Below are 15,434 nucleotides of genomic sequence, written 5' to 3' on the forward strand. Positions count from 1 at the left end.
CGCCCCCCCCGCCCCGCGTCTTTTGTAAACCCCCGGGGGGTGGGGGGGGGCGGGCGGGGGGGGGGGGGTGGGGGGGCGCGGGGGGGGGGGCGGCCCCCCCCCCCCCCGGGCCCGCCCCCCTTCCGTCTCCGGCCGAGCGGCTGTCAGGTTCCCGTACGCCGCCTCGAGTCCGGCGGTCGTCGCGCGGTCGGCCGGCTTCAGTGGCGGGCGCACCGGGCCCGCCGGGAGACCCAGCGTGGGGAGGAGCGCCTTCGCTGTGACCGTGCCGGGCAGGCCCTTCGCCATCATCGCCTCGATGAGGGGGGTCAGGCGGTGCTGGAGGCGGGTCGCCCTTCTCGTGTCACCCGCGTCGTAGGCGTCCAGGACCGCGCGGATGTGGGCCGGGGCCACGTTGGCGACCGTGCTGACGCAGCCGGCGGCGCCCACCGAGTAGAGGGCCAGGTTGTGTTCGTCGCAGCCCGCGTAGTACGCGAGGTCCGTCCGGGACATCAGTGTCTGCGCGGCCAGGAAGTCGTACGAGCAGTCCTTGACCGCCTTGACGCGGGGGTGGTCCGCGAGGCGGAGGATCGTCGCCGGTTCGATGCGGACTCCTGTACGGGACGGGATGTCGTACAGGACGAGGGGGAGGTCCGTCGCGTCGGCGACGGTGAGGAAGTGCGCCTCGATCGCGTCCTGCGGGGGGCGGCTGTAGTACGGGGCCACCGCGAGCAGGGCGTCCGCGCCCGACTTCTCCGCCTCCCGGGCGAGGTGCGTGGTGTGCGCGGTGTCGGGGGTGCCGATGCCGGCGACGATCGTGGCGCGCGTGCCGATCGCCTCGCGGACCGCCCGGATCAGGGACGACTTCTCCGCGTCGGTGGTGGTGGGGGACTCGCCCGTGGTTCCCGAGAGGACCAGGCCGTCGCAGCCTTCGGTGACCAGATGGTCGGCGAGACGCTGGGCGCCGTCGAGGTCGAGTGCGCCGGTGGGGGTGAACGGGGTGATCATCGCGCACAGGGTGCGGCCCAAGGGGGCGGAGGGCGGTGGGGTCATGCGGGTAGTGTCGGGCGGATGGTCGGCGTAGGTCTACTTAAATGTTCTGGCCTTTACCAGTAAGCGTTCCTGTATGGATAGCGCCCCTGAGGGAGGGGTACTCGGGGGGCCCGATCCCGAGAGGAGGCGCATCGTGACCGGAACCATCGAGCGACGGCCGGTACGTGACGAGCACAGTGTGGGTGAACTCGTCGGACAGGCCACCGAACAGATCTCGCGGCTGGCACGGCAGGAAGTGACGCTCGCCAAGGAGGAACTGGCGGAGAAGGGGCGCCGCGCGGGGCTCGGCGGCGGGATGCTGGGCGCGGCGGGGGCCTTCGGCTACGCCGGACTGCTCGCGATGGCCGCCACCGGTGTCGTTGCGCTGGATCTCGTACTGCCGCTGTGGGCGGCGGCGCTGATCGTCACCGGGGCGCTGTTCCTCATCGCCGGTGTGCTGGCGCTGGCGGGCCGGGGGCAGTTGCGCCGGGCCACGCCGCCCAAGCCCGAGCGGACCATGGGCAGCGTGAAGGCCGATGTCGAGGAGATCAAGGGAAGGGCGCACCGATGACGCACGACGTGAGGCGCGCGGGGTCCGGGGCCCATCTGGACGCCGCCGCGGAGGCCGAGGCCGCCGGGCGCGGAGCCAAGGGGCCGGACGAGCTGCGCCGGGAGATCGAGCGGACACGTCACGAACTCGGCGACACCGTGGAGGAGTTGGCCGGGAAGATGGACGTGAAGGCGCGTGCTCGGGCGCGGGCCGACGACCTCCGTGACCGGGCCGGGGCGATGACCGTGCAGATGCGGAGCAGTGCGGGGGCGGCGGGGGCGCGGTACCGGAAGCCGGTGCTCATCGGCTCCGCGGTGGTGGGGGTGGTGGTCGCCGGCGTGATGGTGCGGCGCCATCGGTGCTGATGCCCGCGGCGCGACTTCCGGTGCGGTGAGGGTGCGCGCGGCGCCCTCGGCTTCGGGGTGGGGCGGGGCCGGGGTGGGTACCCCGGCCCCGCCCCGGCCCCCACGTCACGGGCGGGTTGAGCTTCCCTACGGGCGGAAGCGGAGCACCTGCGGGTCGTGGTCGCTGACCTGGTCGTGGAACTCCGCGTTGATGTGCACGCTGTCGTAGCTGAAGCGGTGGCCCCGCCTGATCGACGGGCTGATCAGGATCTGGTCCAGGGCCTGGCTGTTGCCCTGGTACACGTACGAGTAACGCTCCGAGCGGGGGAGGGACTTGATCGCCGACCAGAGGGTGTTCCCGCCTTCGAGGAGTTCCGTGGTCCTGGAGAACTCGAAATCGTTGATGTCGCCCAGGGCCACCACGGCGGCGTTCTTCTGTGCCTCGAGGATCTTCGCCGTGAAGTCGTGTACCGCCTTCGCCTGGAGGTGACGCTGGGTCTCCGAGCTGCGGGACGGGGGCTGGTACTGCGATGTCAGGCCCTGGTCGCCGCCCTTGGAGGCGAAGTGGTTGGCGATGACGACCACCGTGCGGCCCCGGAAGGTGAACTCGCCGGCCAGGGGCTTGCGGCTGTCGGTGAAGGCCTCGGAGCCCGGGTCGATACGGCCGGGGGAGAGGGTCAGGGCCGCCCTGCCCCGGATCTTCGTGATGTCGGTGGGCGTGGTGGCGTCGCCGCCCGCGCGGTCGGTGAAGGAGACCCTCGCGGGGTTGAAGAGGAAGGCCTGGCGGATGTTGCCGCCCGGTTCGCCGCCGTCCTGCTTGTCGGCGGGGTCGATGGAGCGCCAGTCGTAGCGGGGTCCGCCCGCCGCCTCGATGGCGTCGATCAGCCCGGCCATCGTCCGATCGGCCGCGACCGTGCCGTCGTCCGTGGCGCCGTTGTTGTCCTGGATCTCCTCCAGGGACACGATGTCGGGGGACTTGAGGTTGTTCACGATCGCGGCGGCGTGGGCGGCGAAGGTGCCGTCGGAGGGGTCCAGGTTCTCGACGTTGTACGTCGCGATGGCCAGTTCGGCGGTGTGCTGGGTTCGCGTCGACTCACGGTGCAGGTTCCCGGGCCTCAGGGTGCCCAGTTCGCCGGCCACCAGGGTGTAGCCGCCGAACTGGTTGTAGTCCAGGGGGCCCGTGGTCCTTCCGGCGAGGGTGTCGCCGACGTTCGCGTCGGGGAAGTCGGCCGCCTGGCCCAGCGACTGGATCTGGAGGCGGCCGGTGTTCTGGGCGTCGTAGGAGCCGTAGACCGTGCCGCCGCGCTGGTTGCGGTGCTCGTGCGGCTTCACCGTGACCCAGAGTTCGGTGTACGGGTCGGTGGCGCCCACGACGCGGGTGTCCGCCACCTGTACGGTCATGCCCTCCAGGGACTCGTAGAGGTCCAGGGCGTACCTGTCGGGGCGCAGGGGGAGCGCGTTGACCGAGCCGTTCGGTTCGGCGGTGTAGGCGGCCGGGACCGAGCGTGCGTCGAGCCGGGTGGGGGCGGGGAGGGGGTTGCCGCTGGAGACGACCGTGAAGGTGGGGCGGGTGATCTCCGTCAGGGACTGGTTCCCGGAGGACGTGCCGCCGGGGACGTACTCCGAGACCGTGCCGGAGACCGTCACGGCGTCGCCCACCGCGACACCCTTCGGCGTGGAGCTCGTGAAGACGAAGACACCCTCGCTGGTGGCCGGGTCGGCGTCGGGGGCGGGATCCTGGATCCAGAAGCCGCGGGACGAGCCGTAGGCGCGGACACCGGTGACGATCCCGGTCACGTCGGTGACCTGCCGGCCCGCCAGCGGCGAGGTGCGGGTGCCGCCCTGGATGTCATGGACGCGCACCGTGTCGGCGTGCGCGGGAGTCGTGAGGACGACGGCGGACGCCGCGCAGCACACGGCGGCGACGGTGAGCGCGGCGAGGCGCGCGGACGACTTGCTCGGCAACGGAATTCCTCCGGGAATCGTGTGACCCGCCATTTCTACGCGCGTCAATCTCCAGCCGGGCCAGGCCACTTGTCAAGGTTTCGGCCATGTACGCACTCCGAGGAGGAGAGGAAGCGGGCGGCATGGGTGGAAATCCGTCTAGGCTGAGTTGTTGAGACGTGAGAGGTCCTAGGAGAAACAGCCGATGTCAGACAGCTCCATCCTGCCGCCCGCGCGGCTGCGTCCCGAGGCGGAGCTGGCGCGCGACGCCCTGTCCACCCCGCTGCTGTCCCGGGCCGCCCGGCTCGCCCGCTGGGCCGGGGCGGACACCCGGGTCGACGCCGGGGGCGGCCTCGTCGACGAGCAACTGCCCGCGGCCGCCGCCGAACTGGGGCTCACCGGGGACGACGCCGCGGCGGACGCCAGCGAGGCCTGGCGTGTCGCCGTGGACGCCGGGCTCGTCGAGGTGATCGACGAGGAGGAGGGGACGGTCACGGCGGGAGGCGCCCTCGCCGCGCTCACCGGGGGTGCGCCGCAGGACGTGCTCGAGGTGTGGCTCGCGGCTCTGGAGACCGTGCTCGCGGACGCGAGCGTGCCCGATCTGGGCGGGCTGGTCGACGCCCTCGCCGACGGCGAGGGCTCGGGGGAGGTCGACCTCGGCGCCCTGGACTGGGATCCCGACGCCGAGGCCGACTTCCTGGACGGGGTGCTCGGAAACCTGTACCTGCTGACCGTGGGGGACGAGACCGGGACCGCGGCGCCGGTGCCGCTGCCCGCGCTGGCCGCGTCCGTGATCGTGCCCGATGACATGGCCGAACCCACCAACGACGTCCTGGAGCAGGTCTCCGACGCCATGATGCGGCTGGACGACCAGTTCCGCATGCTGGAGCCGGCCGGGCTCGTCGCCTACACGCCCGTGGACGAGGCGCTGATGGCCGACGCCGGCGAGGAACCCGCCGCGCCGGTGGACGAGACCGACGTCTCCCGTTACGGCATGGTGCGGCTGACCCCCCTCGGGTTGTACGGGCTGCGCGCCCGGCTGCTGGAGGCCGGGTTCGGGGCACCGGCGGTGGGCGACCTGGTGGACAAGGGCGCGGACGCCCTCCTCGACGGCACCGCGGTCTTCCCGCCCGCCGCCGCCCACGCGGAGACCGTGCAGTGGCTGGAGCGGCGTGATCCGCTCGCCGCCGCCCGCGAGCTGCTGGCCGCGGCACGGGGCGTGGACGAGGGGGCGCCGCTGCGGCGGCTGCGCTGCCAGCAGGCGCTGTCGCTGGTCGGCGCCTCGGCGCAGCCCGCGCTGCGGGAGGTGCTCGACGACCCCGAGCTCGGCGGGCTGGCCCGGGTGTGGCTGGCCGAACACGGGGCCGCCGATGTGCCGGCGCCGTCCCAGAGCCTGATCTTCTGGCTGACCATCGACACGGTCGCCGCCCAGCTCGCCGCCGAGGGCAACTCCGAGGAACTGCGCTCCCTGGTGGAAGGGCTGGCACGGCAGCACAGCGGCTTCTTCGACACGGCCTGGCGCGTGGAGCACCCGGCCACCGCCGACGTACTGGAGGCCATGGGACGGCTGCACCCCGACAAGCGGATCGCCAAGGAGGCGCGGAAGGCCGCGTTCAAGGCCCGGTCGCAGCACGGGGGCTGAGCCCGCGCGGTTCACGGAAGCGAGAAGTCCCGTGACCGCCGGTGTTCAACCGGCGTTCAGGCAGGGGCGGGAGCGTGACGGGCGCACGGGTTCGTCACGCCCGCACGGCCCACGTCACAGGAGACAGCATGTCGCTCACCCGCAGGGACTTCACCAGGACGTCCGCGGTCGCCGGTGCCGGTGTCGCGCTGGCGGGCAGTGTGGCCGCCCTCGCCTCCGCACCCCACGCCCTCGCCACCACCGGCACCGCCGGCGCGGACGAGGAGACCGGGCGGCACGGCGGGGTCGGGTACGGGCCGCTCCTCGCCGATCCCGCCGGACTGCTGGCCCTGCCCGCCGGGTTCTCGTACCGTGTGCTCACCCGGAGCGGCAGAACCCGCCTGGAGTCGGGGGAGTTCACCCCGGCCGACCACGACGGCACCGCCGCCTTCCCCGGACCGCGGGGCAGCACCCTCCTGGTCAACAACCACGAGATCGACGGCCCCCGCGACGAGGTCGAGTTCCCGGTCCCGCTCGCCGAGGGCCTGGTGTACGACCCGGCCGCGCCCGGCGGCTGCACCGTCGTCGAGGTCCGCCCCGACGGCGGTGTCGCCGAATGGGTCGGCATCGCCGGCACCGCCCAGAACTGCGCCGGCGGCACCACCCCGTGGGGCACCTGGCTCACCTGCGAGGAGAACTCCGACCGGGCCGGCGAGAACGGCATGACCAAGGACCACGGCTATGTCTTCGAGGTCGACCCCGCCGACCGGCGCGCCAACCGCGACCCCAAGCCGCTGAAGTTCTTCGGCCGTTACGAGCACGAGGCCGTCGTCATCGACGCCGGGCGCGGCCACGCCTACCTCACCGAGGACGCCGACGAACCCAACGGCCTGTTCTACCGCTGGACCCCGCCCGAGGGCTTCCGCCACGGCCCCCGCGCCCTGCGCACCCTCGCCGGCGACGCCGGCCTCCTCCAGGCGCCCAAGTGCTACGACTCCGGCGGCCGTTACGTCGACGACCTCTCCCGCGCCACGAGAACGGGCACCGTGTACGGCGTCGACTGGGTGGACGTACCCGACCGCGACGCCCGGACCACCGACGTGCGCGAGCAGTTCGAGGACGGCGAGGTCACCCGCGCCCGCAAACTGGAGGGCATGTGGTGGGGCGACGGCGGGGCGTACATCGTCTCCTCCTACGCCCGTGAGGAGAGCCCCGTGCGGCACGACGGGCAGGTCTGGTTCTACGACCCCCGGCACCGCACCCTCACCCTCAAGGTGCTGCTCGGCGTCAACCGGGACCCGGCGAAGGACGGCGCCCTCGACGGCCCCGACAACATCACCGTCTCGCCGTACGGCGGCCTGATCATCGCCGAGGACGGGGAAGGCGTGCAGCATCTGTTCGGGGCCACCGACAGCGGACGCACCTATCCCCTCGCCCGGAACGAACTGAACATCGGCACCGAGGAGGAACCCGAGTTCAGCGAATTCACCGGCGTCACCTTCTCGCCCGACGGGAAGACCCTGTTTGCCAACATCCAGGAACCGGGCATCATGCTCGCCATCACCGGTCCCTGGAAGCGGCAGAAGCGCCGCTGATTAATTCGCTCGCCCGGTCGAGGGCCGCCCTCCTAGAGTGATGCACGTCCAGGTGCGAAGGCAGGACCTACTTCCACTCATTATGGGGCGGTCACGGGTTCGAGTCCCGTCGCCGGCACAACTTGCCGGTGTAGCTCAGGGGCTAGAGCACCACTGTCGGTTCCGCCGGCCTCGATCTCTGGACACCTACAACTTCATGCACCTCCCGGTGCGCGGGCGACGGCTCCTTCGTTGCGATCGAATCCAGGCCGCCGCCGAATTGATCTCGGGACGTGCGGCATTCGGTGGGTGCCCGGTGCGCAGGCAGCGGATACTTCTCGGATCGGGTTCACTGCGGGTTCGAATCCCGTCATCGGCTTCGGGCCGGTGTGGCGGAATGGGAAGACGCGCCTGACTTGTCTCCGCCGCCGACTCGTTTCTCGGGCACCCTCCTTTGTCGCGCCTCCCTCCACAACGGACAGGAATTCGGGGGAATTTCACCATGGCGCGATTCAACACCCGGGCCGCCAAGGCGCAGCCGGCGTCGCGAGTGACGTCGACCGGCCGTGTGCTGCGCACCTACGAGGGCGGCCGGGGCCGCGAGCGGGAGCCGCGCGGCGAACTCTTCCTGCTCGCCCTCTCCAATTTCGTGACGCAGCAGACCTATTACGAGACCGGCGACGACCGTGACGACCGGTTCGCGGCACTCGTGCGCGAACTCGCCGTGAGCGACCCGTCCTGGACGGCCGGGCTGCTGGGCTGGCTGCGTGGCGAGGGCAACCTGCGCACCGCGTCGATCGTGGGCGCCGCCGAGTACGTCAAGGCCCGTCTCGACGCCGGCGCGACCGACGGCCCGTCGAACCGTCAGGTCGTCGACTCCGTACTGCGCAGGCCCGACGAGCCCGGTGAACTCCTCGCCTACTGGACGGCCCGGTACGGGCGGAGCATCCCGAAGCCGGTCAAGCGCGGTGTCGCCGACGCCGTACGACGGCTGTACGGGGGCCGGTCCCTGCTGAAGTACGACACCGCGTCCAAGGGCTACCGCTTCGGCGACATCCTCAACCTGGTGCACGCGGCGCCCGACCCGGACAAGCCGTGGCAGGGCGAGCTGTTCCGGTACGCCCTCGACCGCCGGCACAACCCGGACACCGCGGTGCCGCCCGCCTCGAACCATGTCCTCACCGCGCACCGCGAGCTGATGGCGCTGCCCGTCGAGGAGCGGCGCGCGGTCGTCACCGCACCCGACGGGGCCGAGCGGCTCGCCGCCGCGGGCCTCACCTGGGAGGCGCTGGCGGGCTGGCTCCAGGGGCCGATGGACAAGGCGGCCTGGGAATCGGTGATCCCGTCCATGGGAACCATGGCTCTCGTCCGTAACCTGCGCAACTTCGACGAGGCCGGGGTCTCGGACGAGGCGGCGGCGCGGGTCGCCGCCCGGATCGCCGACCCCGCGGAGGTCGCGCGGTCGCGGCAGTTCCCCTTCCGGTTCCTCGCCGCGTACCGGCACGCGCCGTCGCTGCGCTGGTCGTACCCGCTGGAGCGGGCGCTCGGTCACTCGCTGGCCAACGTGCCCGCGCTGCCGGGCCGCACCCTGGTCCTCGTCGACCGGTCGGGCTCGATGTTCTACTCGCGGATGTCGGACCGCTCCGAACTCACCCGCGCGGACGCCGCGGCGGTCTTCGGTACGGCGCTGGCGCTGCGGGCCGACAAGGCGGACCTGGTCGAGTTCGGCTCGACCAGCAAGCCGGTGCCGTTCCGCCGGGGCGAGTCGGTGCTGAAGATCCTCGGCCGGTTCGGGGACCTCGGCGGCACCGACACCACCGAGGCGGTGCGCCGGCACTACGCACGGCACGACCGGGTGCTGATCGTCACCGACGAGCAGTACGCCTACAGCCGGCACGGCGACCCGACCGAGCAGGTCCCGGCCGATGTGCCGGTCTACACCTGGAACCTGGCCGGGTACCGGGCGGGTCAGGGCCCGTCGGGCACGGCGAACCGGCACACCTTCGGGGGGCTGTCGGACGCGGCCTTCCGGATGGTGCCGCTGCTGGAGGCCGGCCGGGACGCGGACTGGCCGTGGGCCGCGTGAGGGCCCGACCCGGTCTTGGGCCCTCCCCGTACCCCGCTCGGTAGGGTACGGGGAGGGGTCCCGGGTCCGAGGAGTGGCTGATGACGCAGGTCAGGTCCATGCGTGCGGACGCCCGCCGCAACCGTGAACTGCTGCTGCGGGCCGCGGTGGAGGCGTTCGCCGCGCACGGCGAGGGTGCCTCGCTCGACGACATCGCCAAGCGGGCGGGCGTCGGCTCCGGCACCCTCTACCGGCACTTCCCGACCCGCCAGGCGCTGCTGGAGGCCGCCTACGTCGACCGCATCGACTCGATCGCGGCGCGGGCCGGTGAACTGGCCGGCCGGCTGCCGCCGGGCGAGGCGCTGGTGGAGTGGCTGAACGAACTCGGCGCCGGGATGCTCCGGATCCGGGGACTGTGCGCGCTGCTGGGCTCCGCCGTCGGGGGCGGTGACACGGAGTGCTGCGACCCGCTGAAGAGCGCCATGTCCCGGCTGGTGGGGTCGGCGCGCGAGGCGGGGGTGCTGCGCCGGGACGTCGAGCCGGACGATGTACTGCGGCTGGCCCACGGCGTGGCGACGGCCGCCGGGCCGGCGGGCGGGGAGGCCGAGCAGATCCGGCGGATCCGCCGGTATCTGGAACTGCTGATGACCGGGCTGCGGGCCCCGGGCGCCCCCTGAGCGGGGACGCCCCGCGGCTCGCGGCAGCGGTCGCCGTCACAGCGCCTGGGCGGCCGGCTTCACCATCCCGCGTACCGTGCGCGACTTCACGAAGTCGCCCATCGCGGTCATCTCCCACTCGCCGGAGAACTGGCGGATCAGCTTCGCCATGATGACGCCCGTCTGGGCCTCGGCGCCGGTGAGGTCGAAGCGGACCAGCTCCTCGCCCGTCGTGGCGTCCAGCAGACGGCAGTACGCCTTGGCGACCTCGGTGAACTTCTGGCCGGAGAACGAGTTGACCGTGAACACCAGGCCGGTGACGTCCGTCGGGAGCCGGCCCAGGTCGACGGTGATCACCTCGTCGTCCCCGCCGCCCTCACCGGTGAGGTTGTCGCCGGAGTGACGGATCGCGCCGTTCACGATCTGCAGCTTGCCGAAGTAGCAGCTGTCGATGTGGTTGCGCTGCGGGCCGTAGGCGATGACCGAGGCGTCCAGGTCGATGTCCTTGCCGCGGTAGGCCGGCTCCCAGCCGAGGCCCATCTTGACCTGGGACAGCAGGGGCTGGCCGCCCTTGATCAGGGAGACGGTCTGGTTCTTCTGGAGGCTGACGCGGCCCTTGTCGAGGTTGATCTTCCCCGTGCCGGGGGCGGGGGCGGGGGCCGCGGGGGGTGTGGCCGGCATCGGGGGTGCCTGCGGGGCGGCCGCCGGCTGGGCGGGAGCCGCCGGCTGGGCGGGGGCCGCCGGTTCCTCGACCGTGACGCCGAAGTCGGTGGCGATGCCGGCCAGGCCGTTGGCGTATCCCTGGCCGACGGCCCGGGCCTTCCAGGCGCCGTTGCGCAGATAGACCTCGACGATCACCAGCGCCGTCTCGGTGCCGAGGCGCGGGGGAGTGAAGGTGGCCAGGACCGAGTTGTCGTCCGTGTTGCGGATGGTGGCGGTGGGTTCGATGCCCTGGAAGGACTGGCCGGCGGCGTCGGGGCTGGCGGTGACGACGATCTTCTCGATGCCGGGGGGTACGGCCGTGGTGTCGACCGTGATGCCGTCGGGACGGTAGGTCACGCCGGGGCCGCTCGGCTGGTTGTAGAAGATGAAGTCGGCGTCGGAGCGGACCTTGCCGTCGGCGGTGAGGAGGAGGCCCGAAACGTCGAGGCGCACGGGGGCGGCGACGTCCACCGCGATGTGGGCGGTGGGGAGAGGGATGTTCGAGCCGGGGGTCATAGCGGTCATGCCGGGTGAACGAGCGAGGTTGTTTTACCGTTCCCTTACCTGTGCCCCGATCGGGTCAGAGGTTTCGTGCTCGCCCCCGCCGCCCCTTCCCGTCCCGAACCTGGGGCTCCGCCCCAGACCCCGCTCCTCAAACGCCGGAGGGGCTGAGTCAGCCCCTCCGGCGTTACCCCTACGGCACCACCACGATCTTCCGGCCCACGCCCGACGCGAACTGGTCCAGGGCCGCGGGGTACTGGTCCAGCGGGACCCGGTCGCTGATGAAGACGTCCGGGTCCAGCACACCCCCGGCGAACAGCTCCGCCGCCCGCTCATAGCTGTGCAGCACGGCCATGGACCCCGTGATCGTGATCTCCTGGTTGTAGATCCGGTACGGATCGATCTGCACACGTGTCGCATAGTCGGCGACACCGAACTGCAGGAACGTTCCCGCCTTGGCCACCCGCTCCAGCCCGTCCTGGATCGCCGCCGCGTTCCCCGTCGCGTCGATGACGAGGTCCCAGCCCTGCGGACGGTCGAGCTCGTCCGGGGTCGCCGCCGACCCGGAGACCCCCAGCGACCGCGCCGTCTCCAGCCGCGCCGGGTTCAGGTCCACCATGTCGACGCTCGCCGCGCCCGTCCGCTTGGCCAGCTCCAGCATCATCAGGCCCATGGTCCCGGACCCGTAGATCAGGACGTGGGCGCCGAGGCGCGACTGGAGCACGTCGTAGCCGCGCACCGCGCAGGAGAGGGGCTCGATCAGCGCCGCGTCCTGGGTGCGGACATGCTCGGGGAGCTTCACGCAGTTCGCCACGGGCGCCACCGCGTACTGGGCGGCGCCGCCCGCCGTGGTGACGCCGATCGCGGCCCAGCGCTCGCACATGTTGTTGTGGCCGACGCGGCAGTAGCGGCACTCGTGGCAGTACAGGGAGGGGTCCACCGCCACCTGATCGCCGAGCGACACCTCGGTGACCTGGGAGCCGATCCCGACGACCTCGCCGGCGAACTCGTGCCCGGGCACGATCGGCAGCTTGGGCGCGAACTCGCCCTGGAGGATGTGCAGATCCGTGCCGCACAGCCCGCACGCGGCGACCTCGACGACGACGTCGCGCGGCCCTGGCGTCGGGTCCGGGACCTCGGTGACGACGGCCTTGCCCACGGACTCGATGACGGCGGCCTTCATTTCACGGCTCCCAACGACAGGCCCTGGACGAGTTTGTCCTGGGCGGCGAACCCCGCGGCGAGCACCGGCAGGGAGATGACGAGCGACGCGGCGCACACCTTGGCCAGGAAGAGGCCCTGGCTGGTGATGAAGCCGGTCAGGAAGACGGGGGCGGTCTCGGCCACCACACCCGTCAGGACCCGGGCGAACAGCAGTTCGTTCCAGCTGAAGATGAAGCAGATCAGGGCGGTCGCCGCGATGCCGGGCAGGGCGATGGGGGCGACGACGCGGCCGAGGACGGTGGGCAGTTTCGCCCCGTCGATCTGGGCCGCCTCGATGATCGCGACCGGCACCTCCGCGAGGAAGGACTGCATCATCCAGACCGCGATCGGCAGATTCATCGCCGTATAGAGGATGACGAGCGCCCAGATGTTGTCGAGCAGGCCCGTGTTCTTGGCGAACAGGTAGATGGGGAGCAGGCCGGCCACCAGCGGCAGCATCTTGGTGGACAGGAAGAAGAAGAGGACGTCGGTCCACTTCTTCACCGGCCGGATGGACAGGGCGTACGCGGCGGGCACGGCCAGGAGCAGGGTCAGCAGCGTGGAGACCACCGAGGCGGTCATGGAGTTGATCATCGCGGGCCAGGGGCTGGCGCCGCCGGTCAGGCCGAAGAACTCCCGGTAGCTGTCCAGTGTCAGCGGGGCGGTCACCGAGGGCGGGTTGGTCGCCGCGTCGGCCTCGGAGTGGAAGGACGTGAGGACCATCCACAACAGGGGTGCCACGAAGGCGAGTCCGGCCAGCCAGGCCAGGATGCCCAGGGCGCTCGCCCGGAGCCTGCCCGGCCGTCCCGGCCGGGTGGACACGGTCTTTGTGGCGGTGGCGACGGTGGTCATCAGCGGGACACCTCCTCGCGGAACAGCGACGACACGACGCGCAGCGCGAAGGTCGCCAGGATGATCGACCCGATGACGACGATGACGCCCGCCGCGGAGGCGAGACCGTTCTCGTGCGCCTGGTAGAAGGTCTGGTAGATCGTGTAGGGCAGGTTGGCGGTGCCCAGGCCTCCGGAGGTGATGGTGAACACCGCGTCGAAGTTCTGCACGATGTAGATCGAGCCGAGCAGGACGCCCAGTTCGAGGTAGCGGCGCAGATGCGGCAGCGTGATGTGGACGAACACCTGCCAGTCGCTCGCGCCGTCCATCCGGGCGGCCTCGATCAGCTGGGAGTCCCGGCTCTGCAGTCCGGCGAGCAGGATCAGCATCATGAACGGCGTCCACTGCCAGACCAGCGAGGCCTCCACCGCCATCAGCGGCATCTCGGAGATCCAGTCCGGCTGTGCGGCACCTTCGCCGCCGATCGCGTTCAGGATGCCGTTGAACAGGCCGTACTCCGGGTTGAAGAGCACGTGCTTCCACAGCAGCGCGGCGGCCACCGGGACCAGCAGGAACGGCGCGATGAGCATGGTGCGCACCGCCGCCCGGCCGCGGAAGCGGCGGTCGAGGAGCAGCGCGAGCAGCAGCCCGAGGAGCAGGCTCACCAGCACCACGGTGACCGTGAGAAGGATGGTCGTCCAGATCGACTTCCGCAGGGCGGGGTCGCTCAGCACATCGCCGTAGTTGGAGAATCCGGCGAACTGGCGGTCGTCCGGGTAGAGCGCGTTCCAGTCGAAGAACGAGATCACCAGGGTGGCCACGAAGGGCAGCTGCGTCACGACGATCATGAAGATCAGCGCGGGCAGCAGGGGCGCCCGGGTGGCCCAGGCGCGGATACGGTTCGGCGGCGGGGCCGCCGCTCCCCCAGGAGCGGCGGCGACCCGGTCGGTCTTCGTCAGCGTCATGACGCCTCGTACTTCTCGGCGACGGCCTCGGCGAGCTTCTGGGCCTTGGCCAGCGCGTCCTCCACCGACTGGCGGCCGGCGATGGCGGAGCTGATCTCCTGGGAGAACTTGGTACCGAGGTCGGTGAACTCGGGGATGCCGACGAACTGGATGCCGGGCGCGGGCCGGGGCTGCACGCCCGGGTCCTCCGGCTTGGCGCTCGCGATGGCGTCACGGGTGACGTCGGCGAAGGCGCCGGCCTGCTCGCGGTACTCCGGGATGTCGTAGGTCGAGGCGCGCTTGCCGGCCGGCACGTTCGACCAGCCGATCTTCTCGCCGACGAGCTTCTCGTACTCCTTGCCGGACGCCCACGAGATGAACTTCCAGGCGTCCTCGGCGTTGTCGGACGACTTCTGGATGCCCCACGCCCAGGTGTAGAGCCAGCCGGAGCTGTCGGTCTTCTCGACCGGCGCGGGCACGTAGCCGATCTTGCCCTTGACCGGGGAGCCCTCGGCCTCCAGCGAGCCGGCGCCGGCCGTGGCGTCGTACCACATGGCGGTCTTGCCCTGGGTCATGTTGTTGAGGCACTCGGCGTAGCCGGACTGGGCGGCGCCGGCCTCGCCGTGCTCACGGACCAGGTCGACGTAGAACTTCGTGGCCTCCTTGAACTCCTTGGAGTCCAGGCGGGCGGTCCAGTCCTCGTCGAACCAGGTGCCGCCGAAGGTGTTGACGACCGTGGTGAGCGGGGCCGTCACCTCGCCCCAGCCGGGCAGGCCGCGCAGGCAGATGCCCTTCATTCCGGCGCCTGAGCCGTCCACCTTCGCGGCCAGGTCGGCGACCTGGGTCCAGGTGGGCTTCTCGGGCATCTTCAGCCCCTCCTTCTCCAGGACGTCCTTGCGGAACATCAGGAAGGAGGACTCGCCGTAGAAGGGCTCGCCGTAGAGCTTGCCGTCCTCGGCGGTGAGCGCCTCGGTCATCGGGGGCAGGATGTCGTCCTGGTCGAAGGCCTTGTCGCCCTTGACGTAGGAGTCCAGGGAGTGGAGCCAGCCGTTCTTGGCGTAGATCGGGATCTCGTAGTTGCTGAGGGTCGCGATGTCGTACTGACCCGCCTGGTTCGCGAAGTCCTGGCTGATCTTGTCTCTGACGTCGTTCTCCGGCAGCACCGTGAAGTTCACCTTGATGCCGGTGTCCTTGGTGAAGTTGTCCGCGGTGAGCTTCTGCAGCTCGACCATCTGCGGGTTGTTCACCATGAGGACGTTGATCGAGCGGCCGTCCGACGATCCGGACCCGCCGGCGCCGGAGCACGCGGCGAGCGGGGTGATCAGCGCCGCCGAGGCGGCCACGGCGTAGAGGCTGCGGGATATGCGTCGACTCTCGGTTCGCATGCGGTACTCCTGGTCGTATCTGAACAAAACGGGAGCTGTGGGGTCGTACGGGCTCACCCGGGGAGGTGTGCCCGGTGGTTCGGGGACGTGCTGGTGCGGCGGGGCG

At 71.4% G+C, this 15,434-nt stretch carries 12 protein-coding genes and 1 pseudogene; 6 read left to right on the forward strand and 7 right to left on the reverse strand.

Features of this window, described 5'->3' with window-relative positions; all coding sequences use genetic code 11:
• Nucleotides 1-141 precede the first annotated feature (141 nt).
• A pseudogene (gene dapA, locus ACGFR9_RS32690) lies at nt 142-1,029 on the reverse strand (4-hydroxy-tetrahydrodipicolinate synthase); the annotation flags it as partial.
• A 133-nt stretch (nt 1,030-1,162) separates the two neighbouring features.
• On the opposite strand from dapA, the gene ACGFR9_RS32695 reads away from it, so the two are divergent.
• Nucleotides 1,163-1,579: a phage holin family protein gene (locus tag ACGFR9_RS32695; protein WP_393215923.1), complete on the forward strand. Its 417-nt coding sequence runs from the start codon at nt 1,163-1,165 to the stop codon at nt 1,577-1,579.
• The gene (locus ACGFR9_RS32700; RefSeq protein WP_393215926.1) at nt 1,576-1,923 is read left to right on the forward strand and encodes a DUF3618 domain-containing protein; all 348 of its coding nucleotides are present in this window, start codon (nt 1,576-1,578) and stop codon (nt 1,921-1,923) included. Before ACGFR9_RS32695 ends, ACGFR9_RS32700 begins: the two co-directional genes overlap by 4 nt.
• A gap of 126 nt (nt 1,924-2,049) precedes the next feature.
• On the opposite strand, the gene ACGFR9_RS32705 is transcribed toward ACGFR9_RS32700, so the two are convergent.
• Nucleotides 2,050-3,867, reverse strand: coding sequence for an endonuclease/exonuclease/phosphatase family protein (locus ACGFR9_RS32705; RefSeq protein ID WP_393215929.1), 1,818 nt, complete (start codon nt 3,865-3,867; stop codon nt 2,050-2,052).
• A gap of 184 nt (nt 3,868-4,051) precedes the next feature.
• Here ACGFR9_RS32705 and ACGFR9_RS32710 point away from each other — a divergent pair, with 184 nt between their 5' ends.
• The 4 genes from ACGFR9_RS32710 to ACGFR9_RS32725 all read left to right on the forward strand — a co-directional run bounded on the left by ACGFR9_RS32710 (nt 4,052) and on the right by ACGFR9_RS32725 (nt 9,783).
• The gene (locus ACGFR9_RS32710) at nt 4,052-5,488 is read left to right on the forward strand and encodes a hypothetical protein (protein ID WP_393215932.1); all 1,437 of its coding nucleotides are present in this window, start codon (nt 4,052-4,054) and stop codon (nt 5,486-5,488) included.
• 128 nt (nt 5,489-5,616) lie between these two features.
• Complete coding sequence (locus tag ACGFR9_RS32715; protein WP_393215935.1) at nt 5,617-7,062, forward strand: alkaline phosphatase PhoX; 1,446 nt, start codon at nt 5,617-5,619, stop codon at nt 7,060-7,062.
• A 481-nt stretch (nt 7,063-7,543) separates the two neighbouring features.
• Nucleotides 7,544-9,127 carry a TROVE domain-containing protein gene (locus tag ACGFR9_RS32720; protein WP_393215938.1) on the forward strand — a complete coding sequence of 528 codons (1,584 nt, stop codon included), beginning with the start codon at nt 7,544-7,546 and terminating at the stop codon, nt 9,125-9,127.
• An 80-nt stretch (nt 9,128-9,207) separates the two neighbouring features.
• Nucleotides 9,208-9,783, forward strand: coding sequence for a TetR/AcrR family transcriptional regulator (locus tag ACGFR9_RS32725; protein ID WP_393215941.1), 576 nt, complete (start codon nt 9,208-9,210; stop codon nt 9,781-9,783).
• Nucleotides 9,784-9,819: 36 nt separating this feature from the next.
• Here ACGFR9_RS32725 and ACGFR9_RS32730 read toward each other — a convergent pair whose 3' ends face one another.
• The 5 genes from ACGFR9_RS32730 to ACGFR9_RS32750 all read right to left on the reverse strand — a co-directional run bounded on the left by ACGFR9_RS32730 (nt 9,820) and on the right by ACGFR9_RS32750 (nt 15,328).
• A complete protein-coding gene (locus tag ACGFR9_RS32730; RefSeq protein WP_393216239.1) occupies nt 9,820-10,980 on the reverse strand; it encodes a TerD family protein in 1,161 nt (386 codons plus the stop codon).
• A gap of 178 nt (nt 10,981-11,158) precedes the next feature.
• Entirely contained in the window at nt 11,159-12,148 is a 990-nt protein-coding gene (locus tag ACGFR9_RS32735; protein WP_393215943.1) for a zinc-dependent alcohol dehydrogenase family protein, read from the reverse strand.
• On the reverse strand, nt 12,145-13,020 hold the full coding sequence (locus ACGFR9_RS32740) for a carbohydrate ABC transporter permease (protein ID WP_030224514.1): 876 nt from the start codon (nt 13,018-13,020) through the stop codon (nt 12,145-12,147). The genes ACGFR9_RS32735 and ACGFR9_RS32740 overlap by 4 nt, the downstream gene beginning before the upstream one ends.
• Nucleotides 13,020-13,964, reverse strand: coding sequence for a carbohydrate ABC transporter permease (locus ACGFR9_RS32745; protein ID WP_393215946.1), 945 nt, complete (start codon nt 13,962-13,964; stop codon nt 13,020-13,022). Before ACGFR9_RS32745 ends, ACGFR9_RS32740 begins: the two co-directional genes overlap by 1 nt.
• Nucleotides 13,961-15,328 carry an ABC transporter substrate-binding protein gene (locus ACGFR9_RS32750; RefSeq protein WP_393215949.1) on the reverse strand — a complete coding sequence of 456 codons (1,368 nt, stop codon included), beginning with the start codon at nt 15,326-15,328 and terminating at the stop codon, nt 13,961-13,963. Before ACGFR9_RS32750 ends, ACGFR9_RS32745 begins: the two co-directional genes overlap by 4 nt.
• Between the last annotated feature and the right edge of the window lie 106 nt (nt 15,329-15,434).

Origin of the sequence: Streptomyces sp. NPDC048584, from assembly GCF_043199595.1 — a bacterium.
GTDB classification, from domain to species: Bacteria; Actinomycetota; Actinomycetes; order Streptomycetales; family Streptomycetaceae; genus Streptomyces; species Streptomyces edwardsiae.